General features: G+C 51.3%; 18 protein-coding genes. 13 read left to right on the top strand and 5 right to left on the bottom strand.

The features are described 5' to 3' along the window. Positions 1-43: 43 nt before the first annotated feature. From SNR34_RS30035 to SNR34_RS30020, 4 genes are all read left to right on the top strand, one after another. Positions 44-1,147, top strand: a complete 1,104-nt coding sequence (locus tag SNR34_RS30035; protein ID WP_486180820.1) for a glycosyl hydrolase family 8 — start codon at positions 44-46, stop codon at positions 1,145-1,147. Positions 1,148-1,272: 125 nt separating this feature from the next. Next, entirely contained in the window at positions 1,273-2,148 is an 876-nt protein-coding gene (locus SNR34_RS30030) for a diguanylate cyclase domain-containing protein (protein ID WP_236413439.1), read from the top strand. Positions 2,149-2,168: 20 nt separating this feature from the next. Continuing rightward, a complete protein-coding gene (locus SNR34_RS30025) occupies positions 2,169-2,312 on the top strand; it encodes a hypothetical protein (RefSeq protein ID WP_236413438.1) in 144 nt (47 codons plus the stop codon). Further along, positions 2,305-3,600 carry a glycosyltransferase family 2 protein gene (locus SNR34_RS30020; protein ID WP_343261289.1) on the top strand — a complete coding sequence of 432 codons (1,296 nt, stop codon included), beginning with the start codon at positions 2,305-2,307 and terminating at the stop codon, positions 3,598-3,600. Before SNR34_RS30025 ends, SNR34_RS30020 begins: the two co-directional genes overlap by 8 nt. Positions 3,601-3,840: 240 nt before the next feature. On the opposite strand, the gene SNR34_RS30015 is transcribed toward SNR34_RS30020, so the two are convergent. Together SNR34_RS30015 and SNR34_RS30010 are read right to left on the bottom strand one after the other, a co-directional pair. Then, positions 3,841-4,623, bottom strand: a complete 783-nt coding sequence (locus SNR34_RS30015; RefSeq protein ID WP_486180819.1) for an ABC transporter ATP-binding protein — start codon at positions 4,621-4,623, stop codon at positions 3,841-3,843. A 125-nt stretch (positions 4,624-4,748) separates the two neighbouring features. Beyond that, positions 4,749-5,978, bottom strand: coding sequence for an MFS transporter (locus SNR34_RS30010; protein ID WP_343261287.1), 1,230 nt, complete (start codon positions 5,976-5,978; stop codon positions 4,749-4,751). Between the two features lie 116 nt (positions 5,979-6,094). Between SNR34_RS30010 and SNR34_RS30005 the strand changes: the two genes are divergently transcribed. The 6 genes from SNR34_RS30005 (at position 6,095) to SNR34_RS29980 (ending at position 12,854) form a co-directional block, all read left to right on the top strand. Then, the gene (locus SNR34_RS30005; protein ID WP_486180818.1) at positions 6,095-6,937 is read left to right on the top strand and encodes a helix-turn-helix domain-containing protein; all 843 of its coding nucleotides are present in this window, start codon (positions 6,095-6,097) and stop codon (positions 6,935-6,937) included. Between the two features lie 303 nt (positions 6,938-7,240). Further along, complete coding sequence (locus tag SNR34_RS30000) at positions 7,241-8,158, top strand: ABC transporter permease (protein WP_486180817.1); 918 nt, start codon at positions 7,241-7,243, stop codon at positions 8,156-8,158. Positions 8,159-8,235: 77 nt separating this feature from the next. After that, positions 8,236-9,117: a carbohydrate ABC transporter permease gene (locus tag SNR34_RS29995; protein ID WP_339275224.1), complete on the top strand. Its 882-nt coding sequence runs from the start codon at positions 8,236-8,238 to the stop codon at positions 9,115-9,117. 58 nt (positions 9,118-9,175) lie between these two features. Beyond that, a complete protein-coding gene (locus tag SNR34_RS29990; protein WP_486180816.1) occupies positions 9,176-10,768 on the top strand; it encodes an extracellular solute-binding protein in 1,593 nt (530 codons plus the stop codon). Positions 10,769-10,789: 21 nt separating this feature from the next. Then, positions 10,790-11,758 carry a LacI family DNA-binding transcriptional regulator gene (locus SNR34_RS29985; protein ID WP_343261285.1) on the top strand — a complete coding sequence of 323 codons (969 nt, stop codon included), beginning with the start codon at positions 10,790-10,792 and terminating at the stop codon, positions 11,756-11,758. Positions 11,759-11,810: 52 nt separating this feature from the next. After that, on the top strand, positions 11,811-12,854 hold the full coding sequence (locus SNR34_RS29980; protein ID WP_236413425.1) for a pectinesterase family protein: 1,044 nt from the start codon (positions 11,811-11,813) through the stop codon (positions 12,852-12,854). Between the two features lie 168 nt (positions 12,855-13,022). Here SNR34_RS29980 and SNR34_RS29975 read toward each other — a convergent pair whose 3' ends face one another. Continuing rightward, positions 13,023-13,868, bottom strand: a complete 846-nt coding sequence (locus SNR34_RS29975; protein WP_236413423.1) for an aldo/keto reductase — start codon at positions 13,866-13,868, stop codon at positions 13,023-13,025. Positions 13,869-14,174: 306 nt separating this feature from the next. Here SNR34_RS29975 and SNR34_RS29970 point away from each other — a divergent pair, with 306 nt between their 5' ends. Both SNR34_RS29970 and SNR34_RS29965 read left to right on the top strand, forming a co-directional pair. Further along, positions 14,175-14,852 (top strand): TIGR00266 family protein, encoded by a 678-nt coding sequence (locus SNR34_RS29970; protein WP_236413421.1) that lies wholly within the window; start codon positions 14,175-14,177, stop codon positions 14,850-14,852. A gap of 216 nt (positions 14,853-15,068) precedes the next feature. After that, positions 15,069-15,542, top strand: a complete 474-nt coding sequence (locus SNR34_RS29965; protein ID WP_486180815.1) for a MarR family winged helix-turn-helix transcriptional regulator — start codon at positions 15,069-15,071, stop codon at positions 15,540-15,542. A 111-nt stretch (positions 15,543-15,653) separates the two neighbouring features. Here the strand turns inward: SNR34_RS29965 and SNR34_RS29960 are convergent, their stop codons facing one another. Then, entirely contained in the window at positions 15,654-16,631 is a 978-nt protein-coding gene (locus tag SNR34_RS29960; protein WP_236413417.1) for an aldo/keto reductase, read from the bottom strand. Between the two features lie 115 nt (positions 16,632-16,746). Between SNR34_RS29960 and SNR34_RS29955 the strand changes: the two genes are divergently transcribed. Further along, positions 16,747-17,802, top strand: a complete 1,056-nt coding sequence (locus SNR34_RS29955; RefSeq protein ID WP_236413742.1) for an LCP family protein — start codon at positions 16,747-16,749, stop codon at positions 17,800-17,802. Between the two features lie 95 nt (positions 17,803-17,897). Here SNR34_RS29955 and SNR34_RS29950 read toward each other — a convergent pair whose 3' ends face one another. Further along, complete coding sequence (locus tag SNR34_RS29950; RefSeq protein ID WP_236413416.1) at positions 17,898-18,482, bottom strand: P-loop nucleotide/nucleoside kinase family protein; 585 nt, start codon at positions 18,480-18,482, stop codon at positions 17,898-17,900. Positions 18,483-18,579: the final 97 nt, after the last annotated feature.

Here is an 18,579-nt window from a genome sequence, read left to right as displayed (position 1 = left end):
TGATCAGAAGGCGGCACACGAGATTCAGAATCAGGAGGAAAGTATGAAACGTACATGGCGAATCTGGATTCCAGCATTGGTGGTGGCAACCGTTGTGCTGGTGGCGGTGATTTTTATGTTAAAGGAAAGATTCGTGATGAACGAAAACTCCCCCACGGCATCGTTTATCCAAAATCATATGACCAATCCCAATGGCACGTTGGCCTCTTATTTGCAGGACGCGCGTTCGGAGAATCCCGATATCGTCGCAGGACGTGAAGCACTGTCCGAGTCGATCGGCCTGTGGATGCAATATGCGGTGGCCAAAAATGATCAGGCCATGTTTGAGCAGAGTTATACATTGTTAAAAACGTATTTTCTCATGCCGCAAAAGTACATAGCCTGGAAGCTGGATGCGGATGGAACATCGCATGTGACGACCAATGCGCTTGGCGATGATTTCCGCATCGTGAATGCCTTGTTGGCCGCAGCCGACCAGTGGGCCGACGGGAGAGAGGACAAGCTGCAAACGGCAGCCGCCATCTCTCGGGTGTTGACGGAATCCGTGCAGCAGCATGGATACTATGTCGATTTCCATGATTTCTCCAATGGTTATTCGTCGGATCTATTAAGCCTGGTCTATGTGGATCTGCCTGCCCTGAAAGCGATGGAGTCGCATGAAATGCTGCAGCCGGGGACCTATGGCAAATACAAAAGCCTGCTTCAAAGCATGCCTGATGATGGCGTGTTTTATGCCAAAACCTTTGATCCATCGACCAAACAATTTGCATATAGCGATACGGTAAATTTGATTGACCAATTGATCATTGCCAACCATTTGATGGAGACCCCGCGCAAACCCGACAAACTGATCACTTTTCTGAAAAAGGAAATGAACCGGCTGCACTACCTTCCGGGCCAATACAACCGTACCCAGCGCACGCCTTCCGTTACTTATGAGTCGCCTGCCGTTTACGGTCTTGCCATCGAGCTAGCCATTCGGGCAGACGATCCCAAGTGGGCGAAGCAGCTGTACAAACAGATGGTGAAATTGCGGGATCAAGACTCCCGCTATCCGGGAGGATACGTTTCGGGCGGGAATACGCATATGTTTGATAACCTTGTCGCTTTGCTCGGGGAGACGAAAATGTATCATTTCTTGAAATAGTATATGAAAATAGTATATAAAAATTTTCATTTCAATTACGATTGTTTATGCTAGTATATAATTGTCAAACGGTGTCATAAATTAGCGAAATAACGTTTGGAAAAACGTCTGGAAAGAAGGGAACCATGAGAAACAAAGCGCCCATCCTTCGCATGGCTTGGGGTTATGCCATTTTGATCGGGTTAGCGGTCATTCAACAGCTGCTCGTTTATCTCAAGCTGTATCTCAATCAAAGCTACACTCTGATTGATGTTGTATTCAGCATCGCTGCCCTTGGCGCGCTGGTCGTTGGTTTCGTCATACCGGTAGGCGTCTCTGTCGTCATTGGATTTATTTATTTGGTGTCTTATTTTGTATGGCTTGTAACGTATGCCGATGTGAACGTCATCTCGTTTTCCTGGTGGCTGCTCATTCCGGCTAACGTGGCTGTGGCAGCCTTTATCAAGGTAGGGCTCGTACGCAGCGCACGCGTGATGGAGCGATTGCAGGAGCTGCAGGACCGCAATCCCGAGGTTGACCTCGATACGTCGCTGGGAAATCGCGAAGCTTTTGCCGATACGGTCATCAAACAGAGCAATTTGGCAAAGCGTTACTCGGACCAATACGGCTTCAGCATGGCCATGTTCAAAATCGAGTTTTTGTCGCTGGTACAGGAATCGCTCGGCTCCGTCCGTTATGCCCAATTTTTGCAGGAACTATCGAATACGATTCAGAAGCAGATCCGGTATGAGGATTATAAGTTTTATGTGGATCGCGGACGTTTCGTTATTTTATGTCCGATGACCAATGCGGACTTTTTGCCGGAGATGACAAAGCGAATCAGAGATGCCATGATGAACCTCCAGTTTATCGACAAAAAAGGAAACGAGCTGCAAACCGTGATCAAGTCCGGGGCATTGGTGTTCCAAAAAGAGCAGTTTGACAAGTACGAACATGTCGATGCGGTAATCGCCGCTCTTGAGCGCAATACGGAAACGGACCTTATTGGAGAATACATCTAGACTGAAGGGGAGGATCATCCATGGATTATGTATCCTGGTTTATCCCGCTTTGCATTGCGGTAAGCAGTTTTTTTATCATCTCGATCCTTATACTGACCGTGGCTACGCTGCGTTTCCGGGAACGGATCAACAGAAAATATGATCGGAGGAGAATGAATGGCTGATACCGTGTTACTGCTGTCCATTCTCAGCATCTGGATCTCAGTGACCGAAGCCATTATCATCATGGCCGGGGCCATTCGATTCATTCATCGCCAGGAAAAACAACCCATCGAAATTCCCGTGAATATGGATCACTTTCCAACGGTGTCGGTGTTGGTGCCCGCCCATAACGAAGGGCTTGTCATTGTGTCTACCGTGGAGCATATTCTACGTTTGAATTATCCTGAGCATAAGGTGCAGGTCATTGTCATTGCTGACAATTGCACGGACGATACGGCCGAACGCTTGAAAAAACTGAAGGCCAATACGAGCTATGCCGAGCGGGATTTCACGATTCTTGAGCGAACCGGCGCGGGCGGCAAATCCGGAGCGTTGAATGACGCTCTTCAAATGTCCACGGGCGAATGGATTTGCGTATATGATGCCGATGCCGCGCCTGAACGCAACGCATTGTTATTTCTGGTGCAAAAAGCGCTCGAAAACCCGGAGAAGCACGGCGCTGTTTTTGGCCGGAACAAAGCCCGCAATCGTGGACAGAACTTTCTCTCCCATTGTATCAATCTCGAGCTTGTGACCGTGCAGCGCGTCCACCATACCGGATTGTGGGAACTGTTCAAGCTGGGTACGATTCCCGGAACCAACTATATCATCAAATCCCAGTTGATCAGGGAAATCGGAGGCTGGGACCCGGACGCGATTACGGAGGATACGGCGGTTTCCTTCGATGTGCTCACGCGTGGGCAGCTTATCGCGCTGGCTCCGCGTGCCGAGGCTTATCAGCAGGAGCCGGAGCAGTTGCAGGTTTACATGAAACAGAGACAGCGTTGGTCCAAAGGCAACTACCAGGTGGTCATCGATAATGTGAAACACCTGTTTGACCGTACCAGTTGGAGAATCAAGCTGCACGTGCTTTATTATGCGGCAAGCTATTTTTGGTTCATGATCGCCATTCTCGTATCGGACATCATTTTTGTATCCAACATCATCTATCAGATTGTTGCGTTATTCAAACCTGATGTCGTCTCGCCGTTCCAGTTTGCCGGAGACGTGTACGTATATCTCGTGATTGCCTGGGCACTTATGTATTACATTTATGTTCTGCAAATCACGCTGGCGCTTTCGGCCGATATCGGGCAGTTGAACACACGGAATTTTATCGTGGCATGTATATCCTACTTCACGTACGCTCAGTTATTCCTGATCATCTCCGTGAAGGCATTTATCTCCCTGATCGGGGACAAAATTCTCCGCAGGGAAACAAAGTGGTACAAAACCCAGCGCTTTGGCTGATGTCGCTTGTTACACGTAAAGGACTGTTTTCCGGTTGGTTCCGGGGACGGTCTTTTTGCGTTAGGCGTACCATACTGCGCGACGTTTTGCACATTTACGGGAGAGGTATGCACAATTTGTGGGGATAACCGTTGAAAAGGGAACAGCCCCGATATCTATCCACATGTGGATAAATCATTCGGGGCATAACAAAGGCGTTTCTGCACAGGTTGTACACATCGTATGGATAAATGGCTTGGGTTACGATGGCTGCGCGGCACGCACATACACGCGTTCGCCGTGCCAGTCGACTTCTACCGGAGCTTCGAAAAAACGGGTCAGCACATCCACGTCCATCAGGTCTTTGGTGAGTCCGCGCTCCACCACCTCGCCCCTGCGCAGCAGCAGGCTGTGCCGAAAAGCCGGCAGAATCTCTTCCGTATGATGGGTGACATAAATAAGCGAAGGCGTATCTTCCCTGGCAGCCAATGCACTGATGCTGTTCAACAGCTGTTCCCTGGAGAACAGATCGAGGCCGTTGCACGGTTCGTCGAGAATCAGAATGCGCGGATTGGCCATCAGCGCGCGGGCGATAAGCAGCTTCTGCTTCTCTCCCTGCGAACAGGTGCGGTATTCGCGGTCCCAGAGATGCCCGCAGCCGAGCGTGTTCATCCAATGCTTGGCTTGATCGAGGTCATTATCATCCAACTTGTCGTACAGCCCGATCGTGGCGTGTTTGCCGCTGATCACGACGTATTGCGTACGATCGGTTCCGTGCAGCTTCTCCTGCAGGGAGGAGCTGACCCAGCCGATGGACTTTCGTAGTTGACGCAAGTCGACGTCTCCATACGTGTGCCCCAGCACCGAGATGCTGCCTTCGGTCGGCCACAAATAACCGGTAATCATGTTGAGTAGCGTTGTTTTGCCCGACCCGTTGAGGCCAAGCAGGGCCCAGTGCTCGCCATCGCCCACCTGCCAGGTCACATCGTTCAGCAAGGTGAGCGCCCCTCTTTTCCACGTTACATGCTGCACATCAATCATCATGTCAGTTACCCTTCTTTCCATTGACCTATTCCTCGATATCCTGAAAAATGCCGTCTTTGCGATCCATGCTTATATGTCAGCTTTTGTACATTGTAGACCGAATGCGCGCCAATGTTCAACCGCAATCAGGCGGTTGCCTGCTTTCCTTTGGGCAGAAAGATGGCGAATACGCCCAGCAGCGGCAGGAAAGAACACAACTGGATGACCCAAGCGACGCTGGTGGCATCCATCAGGGAGCCCAGCACGACGGACCCCAGTCCCGCCATGCCGAAGGAAAGTCCAAAAAACAGGCCGGATACCGTACCGATGTGATTTGGCAGCAGTTCTTGCGCGTAGACGATAATTACGCTAAATCCGGACATCAGGATGATGCCGATGCATGCGCAAAGCACCATGGCCCAGATCGGACCCGCATAGGGGAGCAGGATCGAGAAAGGGGCCGTGCCTGCAATGGAAAACCAGATCATCGGCTTACGTCCGAATCGGTCGGCCAAAGGACCGCCAATCAGAGTGCCGACCATGCCCGCAAATTGAAGGATAAACAGGCAAATCTGCGCCTGGGACAACGATACGCCGTAATGGTCGGCATAATAAAACGAATAATATCCCGTCATTCCTGCCAAATAGACGAACTTGGAGAAGAGGAGCAGGATCAGAATGCCCAGCGTAAAGGCAATGAACGTTTTGCTGTATACTGCAGAGCCTCCGGCCTGTTCCTGGCGCTTAACGGACCGCTTCGCTTCAAAGCTCGCCTGCTGCAGGGCCAGCCTGTCTTTGTACCACCGGCTGACATAGGTCTGAATCAGCATGCCCGCCAGGGCCAGACCAATAAGCCACAGGAAGCTGTGCTGCCCGCGCGGCAGGATCAGGTAAGCAACGACCAGTGGCGCCAAAGCTTGCCCGGTATTGCCTCCAACCTGAAAAATCGACTGGGCCAGCCCGCGTCCTTTGCCTGCTGCCATGTGCGCAACACGGGAAGATTCCGGATGGAGCACGGAAGAGCCTACGCCCAGCAGGGCTGCCGACACAAGCAGCATCCACAGTTCGGTGGATAGCGCGAATCCCAGCATGCCGAGCAGCGAGCAGAGCATGCCCCCAGGCAGCAGAATCGGCATCGGTTTGCGATCCGACATATAGCCGATCAACGGCTGCAGAACGGATGCGGTAATGTTCAGCATAAACGCGATCCATCCCATTTGCGCAAAGCTCAGCTGCAGCGTTTGCTGGAAGAGCGGGAACGATGCCGGAACGACCGTCTGCATCGCGTCGTTGAGCAGATGAGCGAAGCTTACGCCGGCCAGTGCCCAGTTTGCGGCGTGGTTCACTTGCAATTTCATGTAGGCCGTCTGGGCCATGGAAATCACCTCGGAGATTTTTCTACTCATCATAGAAGATCGCAAACGGTTTGTCTTTGCGAAAAGTGCTGGGAAAGTACGCACTTTTTGCTATAATGTCAGCAGGTGAGAACAATATGGAATTGAACATAATGATGAACGATCTGGAGCTATGGAAAGCTTCGGGCCGTTTTGCCAATGAACCGCATGTCCATGACGACTGGTATCAGGTCACGATGCCCGTGAGCGGAATATGCGATTTCGTTCAGGAACGCCGTGCCTATCAGCTCATTGCCGGAAAGGCCATTGTGGCGCATCCCCAAACCGAGCACTTTTTTCAGATGGATTCGGATACGAGCGTTATCGTCATCAAATTTCGCAGCCTTCCTGCGGCCGGTGGGAAGGATGGAGAACGGGAACATCGGCAGCAGGAGGTGAAGAGCCTGCATGTATTCGATACGCGGGAGATCAACACGTTGTTCAGAAGCTGTAGCGCCATTCTGCTGGAGGATGCACCGGAACCGCTTCAAATGCAGGAGCTTGAATTCAAGGTGCAAAGGTATCTGGACGATTTGTTGAAGGGGCGGGAGCATTCCCCCCGGGAAGAAGGATTGCTTTCGGCTAAGCCTGCGCGAGTGAACGGTTTTTTCCTGGGGACCGCAGACACACATTTGACCCGGGTGCTTGAATATATTCACGACAGTTATACATCCGGTGCAATGGACATTGATTCGATGGCTGCCGTTGCGCATCAGAGCAGGTATCATTTCATGCGTTCGTTCAAAGCGATGACCGGATCGACCCCGCATCAATATGTGTTGAGGCTGCGGGTGGAACAGGCTTCGATGTTATTGCGCCGAACGCAGGCAAAAGTGACGGATATTTGTGCGCAGTGCGGATTCTCAAGCATCGACCAATTTTATCGGGCCTTTCTGCGGCTCAAGGGTTTAACACCCACCGAATACCGGCGTCAGACGTAATGCCTGCTCTGTAGAAGGAGCGTAAGGCATTACGTTTTTTGTGATTTGAAGGGGCTAGTTGTACAAAAAAATAGTGGCTTCCGACGGATTTGTTTATTGCTAAATTGTGGAGGCTCTGCTATGATGGGTAAAATGTTATGTAAGCGTATTCATTTAAGGCAAAATTACAACGTTGTAATTATAAACATCCAGCATAATTTTTGTACGTATCCTATTAATTATGAGATATTCCATCTGGTTTATCTATACATTTGTTCGAAATTTCAAACGTTGTAATTTGTGAAGAGAAGGAGCTGATTCAAGGTGAAAAGACGGTGGGAGGCGCTGTTCAAGCTGATGCAACGCGACAAATACCTGCTGCTGATGTTCTCGCCCATCTTTCTGTATTACGTCGTGTTTATGTATGTTCCAATGCCCGGGGTTCTGCTGGCCTTCCGGAATTTTATGCCGGGTCAGGGCGTGTTCAGCGGAGAATGGGTGGGTCTGAAGTGGTTTGATCAATTCGTGCATTCCATCTATTTCTGGAGGCTGCTGCGGAATACGTTCCTGCTTGCTTTTCTCCCGCTTCTCTTCGGGTTTTCGATTCCGATCCTGTTCGCGATTTGCATTGTAGAAATCAAAAACCGGGTGTTCAAACGTTTCGCGCAGACCGTGACGTATCTTCCCCATTTCATCTCGACCGTGGTTGTCGCCGGCATGATCATCAACTTTCTCTCTCCGACCGATGGCATCGTCAACACGCTGATCATGAAGCTTGGCATGGATCCCGTCAATTTCATGATGGAGCCGGGGTGGTTCCGTACCATTTTCACCAGCTCGGACATCTGGCAGAGCTTCGGCTTCAGCTCAATCATCTATATCGCTGCCATCATGGGCATCGACTCCGAAATGTACGATTCCGGCAAAATCGACGGTGTCAACAAATTTCAGGAGCTGTGGCACCTGACGCTGCCGAGCATCAAACCCACGATTGTGATCCTGTTATTGCTGTCGTTGGGCGGCATCATGAATGTAGGCTTCGAAAAGGTGTACCTGCTCTACAATCCCGCTACATACGATACCGCTGATGTTCTCTCCACTTATGTTTACCGTATGGGAATTATCGGACAAAACTACGGATTTGCGACCGCCGTCGGCCTCTTCAACTCCATCGTGACGTTTATTCTCGTCCTGGCAGCCAATACGCTGACGCGACGATTGACCAAGATGTCCTTATGGTAAGCCCATCATTAAGAAGCTGCGAGAAACTTAGCGGTACTTGATTTCGTCGCAGTTTCTAACTTCAAAGGAGGCGAAACATGAAGATTTCCGCAAGCGACCGGTTATTTTACGTTCTGGTTCACATTTTGACCATTCTTGCCGTGGTGGTCACCCTGTATCCTTTTCTCTATGTGATCAGCATTTCGTTCAGTTCCGTCGATGCCATCGACAAACAGAAGGTGTTTCTGTTCCCCGTTGAATTTACGCTGTCCGGATACAAGATGGTGCTGCAATACCGTGAACTGTGGGTGTCCTTCTACAATACGGTCTGGTATACCGTGGTGGGCACGCTGCTTAATGTAGTGGCCACATGTCTGGCTGCATTTCCGTTATCCCGGCCGCAATTTTTTCTGCGCAGGAAACTTAACTTTTTCATCGCATTCACGATGTATTTCTCCGGTGGCCTGATTCCGGCATACATGCTGATTAACTCGCTGGGCCTGTATAACACCCGTTGGGTGATGGTACTGCCCGTGTTGGTCATTACTTTTAACGTTATGATCTGCCGCTCCGCACTGGAAGGCATTCCGAATGAAATATTCGAAAGCGCGAGTATTGACGGGGCCAATGAGATTACGATGCTGTACCGGCTGGCCGTGCCCATCATCAAGCCTACGTTGGCCGTGCTGGCACTGTATTATGCCGTGTTTCACTGGAACAATTTTTTTACCGCATTGCTTTATTTGGGGAAACAGGATATGCAGCCGCTCCAGATGTTTCTGCGCAGGGTGCTTGTCATGGCCTCCCCCGAGGTCATGCAGAAAATGGGCGGCGCGATGACCAGCAATGCACTGGCGGTATCCACCATCCAAGTGCGTTATGTATCCATTGTGGTCAGCATCGTTCCCATCGTCATGATCTACCCTTTTATCCAACGGTATTTCGTCAAGGGCATCACCCTTGGAGCCGTGAAAGGATAGCTTTACCCGCAAGCCATATCTAATCATGTGTTGTTCATGAAAAGGGAGGAGTCGACGGATGAAATTCAAAGGGGCAAGCAAAATCGCATTATCTGCATGGCTGGCGATCAGTTTGGCAGGCTGCAGCAGCGGGGGGACGGGAGGAAGCGCTGATGGAGGAGCTTCGGCGGAAGCAGAGTCGAGCTATAACTACACGGGAGCCGGCCCGGTGACCGACACGCCGGATGCCAGGCTGTCGATTCTGGCGACCAATGCCTGGACAACGAACGTGGACCTTTCCACAGCTGAAATCGTCAAAAAGATCGAAGGAAATGCCGGCGTCACGGTCGATTGGGACCTCATTCCGCCGCAAAACTACGCCGACGCGGTCAGCCCGCGGCTGGCGGCCGGATCGGACCTGCCGGATATCGTTTATTTGCCGGATCAGGACCAATTAATGAAGTATATCAATAGCGGCCTTTTTCTCCCGCTGGATGAGCTGTACGAGAAATACGGCGTCAATTTGAAGAAAATTTATGAAAAATCACCGTCCATTAAGGCAAGTCTGACCACGCCGGATGGTAAAATGTATTATGTGCCGCAGCAAACGCTGACCCGGAACTATATGCCATTATTCATGATCAACCAGCGGTGGCTGGGCAAGCTGAACCTGCAGGAGCCAACGACGTTGGACGAATTTACCGCCATGCTGCGCGCGTTCAAGGCTGGGGACCCGAATGGAAACGGCAAAGCCGATGAAATTCCGCTTTCCATGGAATCCAAGTTTATTCCGATGGCGTTTGGGCCGGCCTTTGGCCTCGATCTGTCCAACAACTTCTATGCCGATGATCAAGGCAAGGTGCATTTCAGCTATTACGAGCCGGCATACAAGGAGTATTTGGCGTATCTGAACGGTCTTTATAAAGAAGGACTGCTGACGGTTGATTATGCCAGCACGACGGGCGATCAGGTGACTTCCCGCATTTCGCAGGACGTGACCGGGGTGACGTTCAACTTCAGTTGGTACCAGTCGATGGTATACAGCCCGCTGTTCAAGGATTATGATCCCAAAGAGCCTGTATTCAAAGGCATCGCGCCGCTGAAGGGACCGCACGGGGATCAGTTCTACATTGGGCGCACGCCGGTGAGCGGCATCTTCGGCATTTCGAAAAACAGCAAAAATCCGGATCTCGCCTTCAAATTCCTCGATTACGGGGTCAGCGAGGAAGCCCAGACCATGTATACCTGGGGCATCAAAGACGATACGTATACGGAAGAGAATGGCGAGAAGAAATTCACGGACAAAGGCAAGGACAACGAATACATTCAGAAGCTGGGCATCGGTCCGGTGAATCTGCCGAACATTCAGTCCACCGACTCAGCCGATGCGGTTGTGCCGGAGTGGCACTCCAGCTTGGACAAAGAACTGGAGAAGTACGTGCATGAACCGTTCCCGTTTGTGTACGCGCTGCCGGACGAAGCCTCAATTGAAAGCACAACCATGCCTGACATTACTACGTATGTACAAGAGATGAATTTCAAATTCATCAGCGGTGAGCTGGGGCTGGATCAGTTCGACAGTTACATCGAAACGTTGAAAAACATGAACGTCGAGCAGGTCATTGCCGGAAGGCAGGCCCAATATGACCGCTACATGGCCGCACAAAAATAACCCTTTTGAGGTGTAGGACGTTTGATAACGATCAAGGACATTGCCAAATTGGCGGGGGTGAGCTACAGCACCGTATCCAAGGCGCTGAATGGCGACCCCCGTATCAAACATGAGACGAGACAGAAAGTGCTCGCTATCGCGGAGAAGCATCATTACCGCAAAAACATGCTTGCGAGCCAGCTTTCGACAGGCAGGAGCAGCATTATCGGCTTTGTATTGGACGAACTTAGCAATCCTTTGTTCTCTACAATCTCGGGGAATCTGCATGCGGAGCTGAAAAAGCGGGGGTATCAGATGATTCTCGTCGTAGCCGACGACGGTCTGGACATCTTCAGCCAGCTTCGTGTGGATGGATGCATTCTGTGGGATTTTGCACTGAACAACCGGGAGACGTTCTGGAAAGGTTTTGCTTCCCTGAACATGCCTTGCTTCGTGCTGGGCACGGATGAGACCCCCAATTCCCCCTACATTAAAATTGATCGCAAAGAGGGCATTTTCCGCGCGGTGGAACATTTGAAGGGATTGGGGCACCAGCGCATCGGATTTATCGGAAACTCCCAGCATATCAAGCTGGAGGGGTATCGCGAGGCCATGCAGCGCACCGGTCTGGCGTTCAATCCGGGCCATGTGCTGCCAGCCCACTCTTCCTGGGAAGACGGGTACTTTGCGATCCGCAAGCATGCGTTCGATTCGAATTCGCCAACGGCTTTCATCGGTCTGAACAACCTGGTGACTCGGGGGGCGCTGCGCGCGCTGCTCGAAGCGGGCTATAGCGTTCCGGGGGACGTTTCTCTTATTGGTTATGACGATCTGCCGGACATGCAGTATGCGGAAGTGGCGCTGACCACGATCGGCCCTCCGCTGGATGAACTGGCTGTGCAAGCAGCGGAGTTGATCGTAGCGTTGATCCGGGACGAAGAGGTGGATGTTCCGGTCGTGATCCAGCCCAGGCTGTACCATCGCAGCTCGGTGGGGCCATGCCTGGGATGAGGCTTCACTTTCAGGAACATGGCGTAGAAATGAAATGAAGGAGGATGAACGGATGGCGACGTTTCAGCCGATGGACGGATCAGGGAAGACGGCATACCGCTGCACGGTGGCCATGGACGGAAGCGGAGATTATCGCACTATTCAGTCGGCGTTAAATGCCATTCCGGCCGATGTTTCCGGGGAGGCGGTCATATCCATTAGAGCCGGGGTGTACAAAGAGAAGCTGACCATCGACAGGGAGGGCGTTCGCCTTGTCGGCGAAGGGGCGGATAACACGGTCATTACTTATGATGACTATGCGCTTAAACGTTTTCCGAACGGCGAGCTCTACCATACGTTCCATTCATATACCGTTTTGATTGCCGCGGACGATTTTATCGCAGAAGGCATTTCGTTCGTGAACGCGGCTGGCCCGGGCAAGCAGGTCGGTCAGGCCATCGCCGCTTACGTCGATGGAGACCGGGCCGCGTTCAGGCGCTGTCATTTCATCGGACATCAGGATACGCTCTTTACCGGACCGCTGCCGGAGCAGCCGATGGATCGCAGTTTTTTCGGCGGACCTCGCGATGGGCTGGAGCGGCGCAAGCTTCGTCAATATTACGAGGATTGTTACATCGAAGGGGACGTTGATTTCATTTTCGGTTCGGCGACGGCGTTGTTTCAAGGGTGTGAAATCTTCTCCAAGAACAGGTTTTCGGGCCAAGAGATGCCGCAGGGGGAAGTGAACGGTTGGATCACGGCGGCTTCCACGCCGGAGGGAGTCCGGTACGGCTATGTGTTCAGCAATTGCCGCCTTACCGGCGACGCTCCGCCCCGATCCGTTTATTTGGGTCGGCCATGGCGCAACGATGCCAAAACATGTTTTCTTCACTGCTGGATGGGCCCGCATCTAAGGCGTGAAGGATGGCATAATTGGAACAAAAGCGAGGCCGAGTCTACCGTGCTCTACGCCGAATATCAAAGCAGCGGACCCGGAGCAGCCGAGGCCGGAGAGCGTGTGCCCTGGGCCAAAGTGCTGAGCGACGAAGAGGCGGCAGAATATGCAGATGCCTTGGTTGTGGCAGGAGAGGATCATTGGCGGCCCTTTGCTCGGTAATTCGGTTATCGACGGATGCAGAAGGCCGGGGTGCGGGTTCTTTCACTGCGATATGGGTTGATGCGCCAAACAAGCCAATGGACTTCCCGAAAAGCGGGCAATCCATTGGCTTGTTTGGTCTAGCTGCTTGGTGTGATTGATTAGCTCGGATACAACATCTGTCGTGGTTTAGAAGTTGAAGTTATCCGGGTCGGGACCGACGCGAACATTTTCGTTCAACCCGGAGATGCGATCCATTTCTTCCTTCGTCAATTCGAAGTCGAAGATGGACGCATTTTCGATAATGCGGTGTTCCTTGGTGGACTTCGGAATGGTGACGACGCCGTTTTGCAGATCCCAGCGCAGAATGATCTGGGCCACGCTTTTTCCTTTGGCGGCCGCAATCTCGGTCAGGACCGGGTTATCCAGCAGTTGTCCCTGCATGAGCGGGGACCAGGCCTCAAGCTGAATGCCGTGTTGGTCGCAGAAGGCTTTGAGTTCTACCTGGGTCAGTCGGGGATGGTATTCGACCTGATTGACCATCGGTTTGATTTCCGCATCCTGCAGCAAGTCCTCCAAATGATGAATCTGGAAGTTGCTGACGCCGATGGCTTTGATGCGGCCGGCTTTGTACAGCTCCTCCATCGCTTTCCAGGCACCTTTATATTTGCCAGCTTTTGGCCAGTGGATCAGGTACAGATCCAGATATTCCAACCCCAGCTTGCTCATGGTTGCGTCAAAGGCAGCGAGCGTTTCCTCATATCCGAGATCAGCCGTCCATACTTTGGACGTAATGAATAATTCCTCACGCTTCACGTTGTATTCTTTCATCGCTTCGGCAATCGCCTGGCCGACGCCGGCTTCGTTGCCATAGATGGCGGCCGTATCCACGCTGCGGTAGCCGTGCTCGATGGCCTTTTTGACCGCTGCAATCAATTCGGAGCCCTCGTTTACCTGAAATACGCCCAGGCCGAACCAAGGCATACGAACGCCATTATGTAAGGTTACCGTCGATTGTAGATGTTGTGCTGTCATGGAATGACCTCCTCTGGATTGATATATCCAACCCTAAACAAAGGGATATGGATGAATAATTTAAATATGATCCGATTGAATCTATATAGATTGAATTGGACTCAATATATTATAATATAGTAAAATACGAAATTAAAGTTTATATAACATTGGAAGAGACTAGGGTACAGACCGCAGGTTTTCGTTCAGTGGATTTTTGTTCCCTGCAGATGCTATTATGAATTATTCTTTCGGTACTTATTCCACCGACGTTATATGATTGTTGGAACCGATTCTAATGCATTTCATCCAAGGAGCTGAGGAACGATGAATTACGAAATTTTGCATGAGGGTGCGTTTGCGATGCTTCGCGTTCGTCTGCAGCGCGGGGAACGATTCAAGGCGGAAAGCGGCGCTATGGTATCCATGACGCCGACGGTCGAATTGAAAGGTTCTGCGGAAGGCGGCATGCTCGCCGGTTTTGGCCGGATGCTTAGCGGAGAGAAGTTTTTCTTTCAGGAATTAACTGCAGTCGGCGGTCCCGCCGAAATTTTGCTTTCGCCCTCCAGCATAGGAAGCGTGGAAGCGGTCGAACTGGACGGCTCGTATTCCCTATATGTGCAGAAAGACGGCTTTCTCGCAGGCACGGAGGGCATTCAAGTCCACAGCAAGATGCAAAACCTGAAAAAGGGGCTATTTTCGGGCGAGGGCTTCTTTATCGTCGAGATCAGCGGCCGGGGCACGGTATTTCTGTCGTCATACGGGGCCATTCATGCCCTTCCATTGGCGGCGGGTGAGGAAGTGATCGTGGACAATGCCCATTTGGTGGCGTGGCCCCAGTACATGGACTACCGGATTGAAAAAGCTTCGCAAGGGTGGTTCTCCAGCGTAACCAGCGGGGAAGGCCTTGTATGCCGATTCCGCGGAGAAGGTATCGTCCTGATCCAGAGCCGAAATCCTCAAGGATTCGGGCAATGGGTGAAGCAGTTCATTCCTTCGCGTTAGGAAATGATGAATACGCATACGGTTTGCAACGGATTTCAATATCCAGGCGTTATTACACTACATGGACCCGGATCCAATCGCCAAGGCTTCTGCGCCCTAGTCTATGTGCCGAAGGATGGCACGAATGATGCTGAAAGCATGTTTTCATGGTGATGTTTTGATACGCGAACAGCGATGGCGGTCAGGCCCCAAGTTTCAATGATGGAGGAAGATGAGATGACAGGCTCACAGTTTAAAAATGCACAAGAAAGTCCCGGACACCTGCTGTGGCAAGTGACGACGATGTGGCAAAAGGAAATTCGCAGGGTGCTGGAGCCCATGAACCTGACGCAGCCCCAATTTGTATTGCTGCATGCCGTTTCATGGCTCAATGAACGGGATCACGAAGAAAAGGGAGTCACACAGGTTCAGATTGCCCAATTTGCCAATGTGGATGTTAACGTAACCTCGCAAGTACTGCGTACGCTTGAAAAAAGAGGGCTGATCACGCGGTCACGCCACCATACCGATACGCGTGCCAACATTATTCACACGACAGAGGCGGGAGCGAAGCTGGCGCTTGAGGCAATTCAGGTCGTAGAGGCCGCGGATCGGGAATTTTTTGGTCGGGTGGGCGAGCGCAGGAAAGAGTTCATGAAAACGTTGCAGCAATTCATCAATCATTCATCGTTCACCGAATCCTCCGAATAACTGATCGGCTCAATCATTAATGACGCGTGGTTGCATATCCGGGTTTCCTTATAGTGAAAAACCCCTTCTGGCCTGAAATGAGCCAGAAGGGGTTTTTCGGGTTGCCAAGTGTCATCCATCGATGCGATAGGTCGCGAACGGTTCGCCATGGCGGAAAGACTGGCTGAGTTGATCCAGCCCGTCCATCATTTCATCGGTGAGTTCCAATTCCAGGCTGCTCAGGTTATGCTCTAGCTGCTCGGTACGCGTAGCCCCGACGATGACGGTGGATACGGCCGGGCGGTTCAGCAGCCAGGCCAGGGAAAGGACGCTTGGCGAGCATCCGTATTCGGCGGCCTTTTCGCTGACCTGCTGGCCGAGCGTGATGTTCCGTTCCTGCAAAAAGCGGTTAAAGGAAGGGTCCGTATCCGCCCTTGAACCGACCGGCACGCCGGATTCGGAATTATATTTGCCGGTCAGGATACCACCGGCCAGCGGGAAGTACGGAATAATGCCTACGCCCTGATCCAGGCAAAGGGGAACGAGTTCCACTTCCGGCGTCCGGTCTGCCAGCGAATAGCTGGTTTGCGTGGAAATATAGCGTACGTATCCCTTCGATTCGCTCGTGGCCAGAGCTTTCATCAGCTCCCAGGCCGCGTAGTTTGAAGCCCCGATGTAGCGCACTTTGCCGGAAGTAACCATGTCGTCCAGCGTACGCAGCGTTTCATCCAAAGGCGTATATGGATCAAACGTATGGATCTGGTAGAGGTCTACATAATCGGTTTTCAGGCGGCGCAGGCTTTGTTCAAGCTCCTGCTGGAGGTGGAGACGGGAAGAGCCGCGTCCATGGGGGCCGTCATGCCGAGGCAAGCCCGCTTTGGTCGCGAGCACGGTTTGCTCTCTGCGGCCTTCCAGCGCCAGTCCGATGATGCGTTCCGATTCGGTTCCGGCATAGATGTTGGCGGTATCCACGAAATTGATGCCGCGATCCAGTGCGGCATGAATAATGCGAATGGAGGTCTGCTCGTCCGACCGTTTGCCGAAGGCATTGGTGCCCAGCCCGATGGCCGATACGCGCAGGCCGCTGTTTCCGAGACGTCGATATTGCATGGGTATCGCTCCTTTTTATGTCAACGGTTGTATAGCCGATTATAACTTATTTTGTTGAAAACACGTTACTATTGTAGTTAAATGATTCTATTAACGCGTATACAAAGGAGATATGATGGAAAACAGTATCGCAAGTCTAAGCCGGATGGACCGCAAAAAGAAGCCGCAAAAACCGAAGAAGTCATGGAAGAAACCCTTGCTGATCGCGTTCAGCGTTTTGATTTTATTGGGGGGCCTCGGATTCGTGTTTAGGAAAGATCTGGTCCTGCTGGGGTTTAAACTGTTCGCATCTGATACCGTTAAAGATGTGCTGGACGAGTCCTTCAAACCTGTGGGAGATGCGGAAGAAGAGCCTGTGGTGAAACATACCGACCCATTTTCCTTGCTGCTTTTAGGCATCGATCAGAGGGATAATGAACCAAGCCGTTCGGATACCATCATTTATTCTGTCGTGCGCCCGGAAGACAATAAGGTGTTGTTGTTATCCATTCCGCGAGACTCTTATACGGAAATCGTCGGCCGGGACGTGAAATCGAAGATCAACTCGGCATATGCCCACGGTGAAGCCAAAATGGCGATAGACACGGTGGAGCAGCTGCTGCAAAACAAGGTCGATTTCTATGCCGCGATCAATTTCAACGGTCTCAAGGATATCGTGGATGCCGTAGGTGGCGTGGAGCTGCCGATCAAAAAAGACATTGAAAACAAGTTAAAGTCCCACGAGAAGTTATTTGTGGCGGCGAACAAACCGATCTATAACGGGGAAGAGGCGCTCGGGTACGTCCGTTATCGCGAGGATTCGGATTTCAACCGGACGATGCGGCAGCGCATATTTCTGAGTGCATTCATGAATCGTGCGCTTGAAGTCAAAAATTTGACCAAAATCCCGGACGTCATCAAAATTGCCGGAAGCAATTTTACGACCAACATGAATTCGGACTTTATCATCGATTTTGCCGAGATGTTGTACATGAAGGACAGCATTCCTGCCATCAGCAATTATATGCTGAAAGGCGACGGGGCAATGCGAAGCGGTACATGGTACTATGACCTGTCGGAGAGTGATCTGGAGTATGCGAGAGGCATGATTGCCAGCTGGTTGGACCCGAATGCTGAAACCGTCATTGAACCGGAATCAACGGATGAAACCGGCGCGACGGATAAGAGCTAGAACGTAAGAAGCAACAAGCTCTTCATTATTTACATTATGAAAATAGGGAAGTACACGGAAGCCTAACGCGTTCCGTGTACTTTTTCGTTATGACATCAAGATGGCACGACAGATAAAGGCAGCTGAGAAGCCAGATGCCTCAGATCAAAATCCTCTGAGCTGTTATCTACGGCGATGAGATCAATATTTTCCCACATACATATATTCGCCTGTATTCCTTGGACAAAGGTATCCCAGTGTTCCAGTTTCCACTTGTCTCGCTCCAGGCCACGGCTTCTGATCCGCTGCTGAAGAACATCTGCATTCACATCAACTCGTAACACGACAGGAATAACCTCTTCCCAGCCATACTTGGAGATTAATCCATCAATGTAATCGCTTTTATGAAAATATCCAACAAAAGGCGCGTCAAGAATGACCGATCTGCCTAATTGCAGATTGTCGTTCGCCACGTTTAATAACGTTTCATACTCCAGATCCATAACAGTATCCCGGTAATAGGTGTTGCCGTCGCGCTCGTGAGGGGAGTAGCCGTGTGCTTCCAGAAGCTTTCCTGTGAAAGTGTTGCACACCACATCTTTATCCAGATAACAAAAATGGTGCTCGGCGGCAAGTTTTTTGCCGATCGTGGATTTGCCCGAGCCAGCGGAGCCGATCAGAAAAATCAGAACAGGTTTCATGAGGTTCCCCCCTAAAAAGATATACCCAGACCATTTAGATCATGGGTGTTTTTTGTGTTTTTTTGGTTCGTATATGCGAACCTGATTCGCGTTGGTG

Source organism: Paenibacillus sp. XP01 (assembly GCF_057364885.1).
Note: the sequence above shows the minus strand (reverse complement) of the source record. Positions and strands in the feature narration are given on the sequence as shown.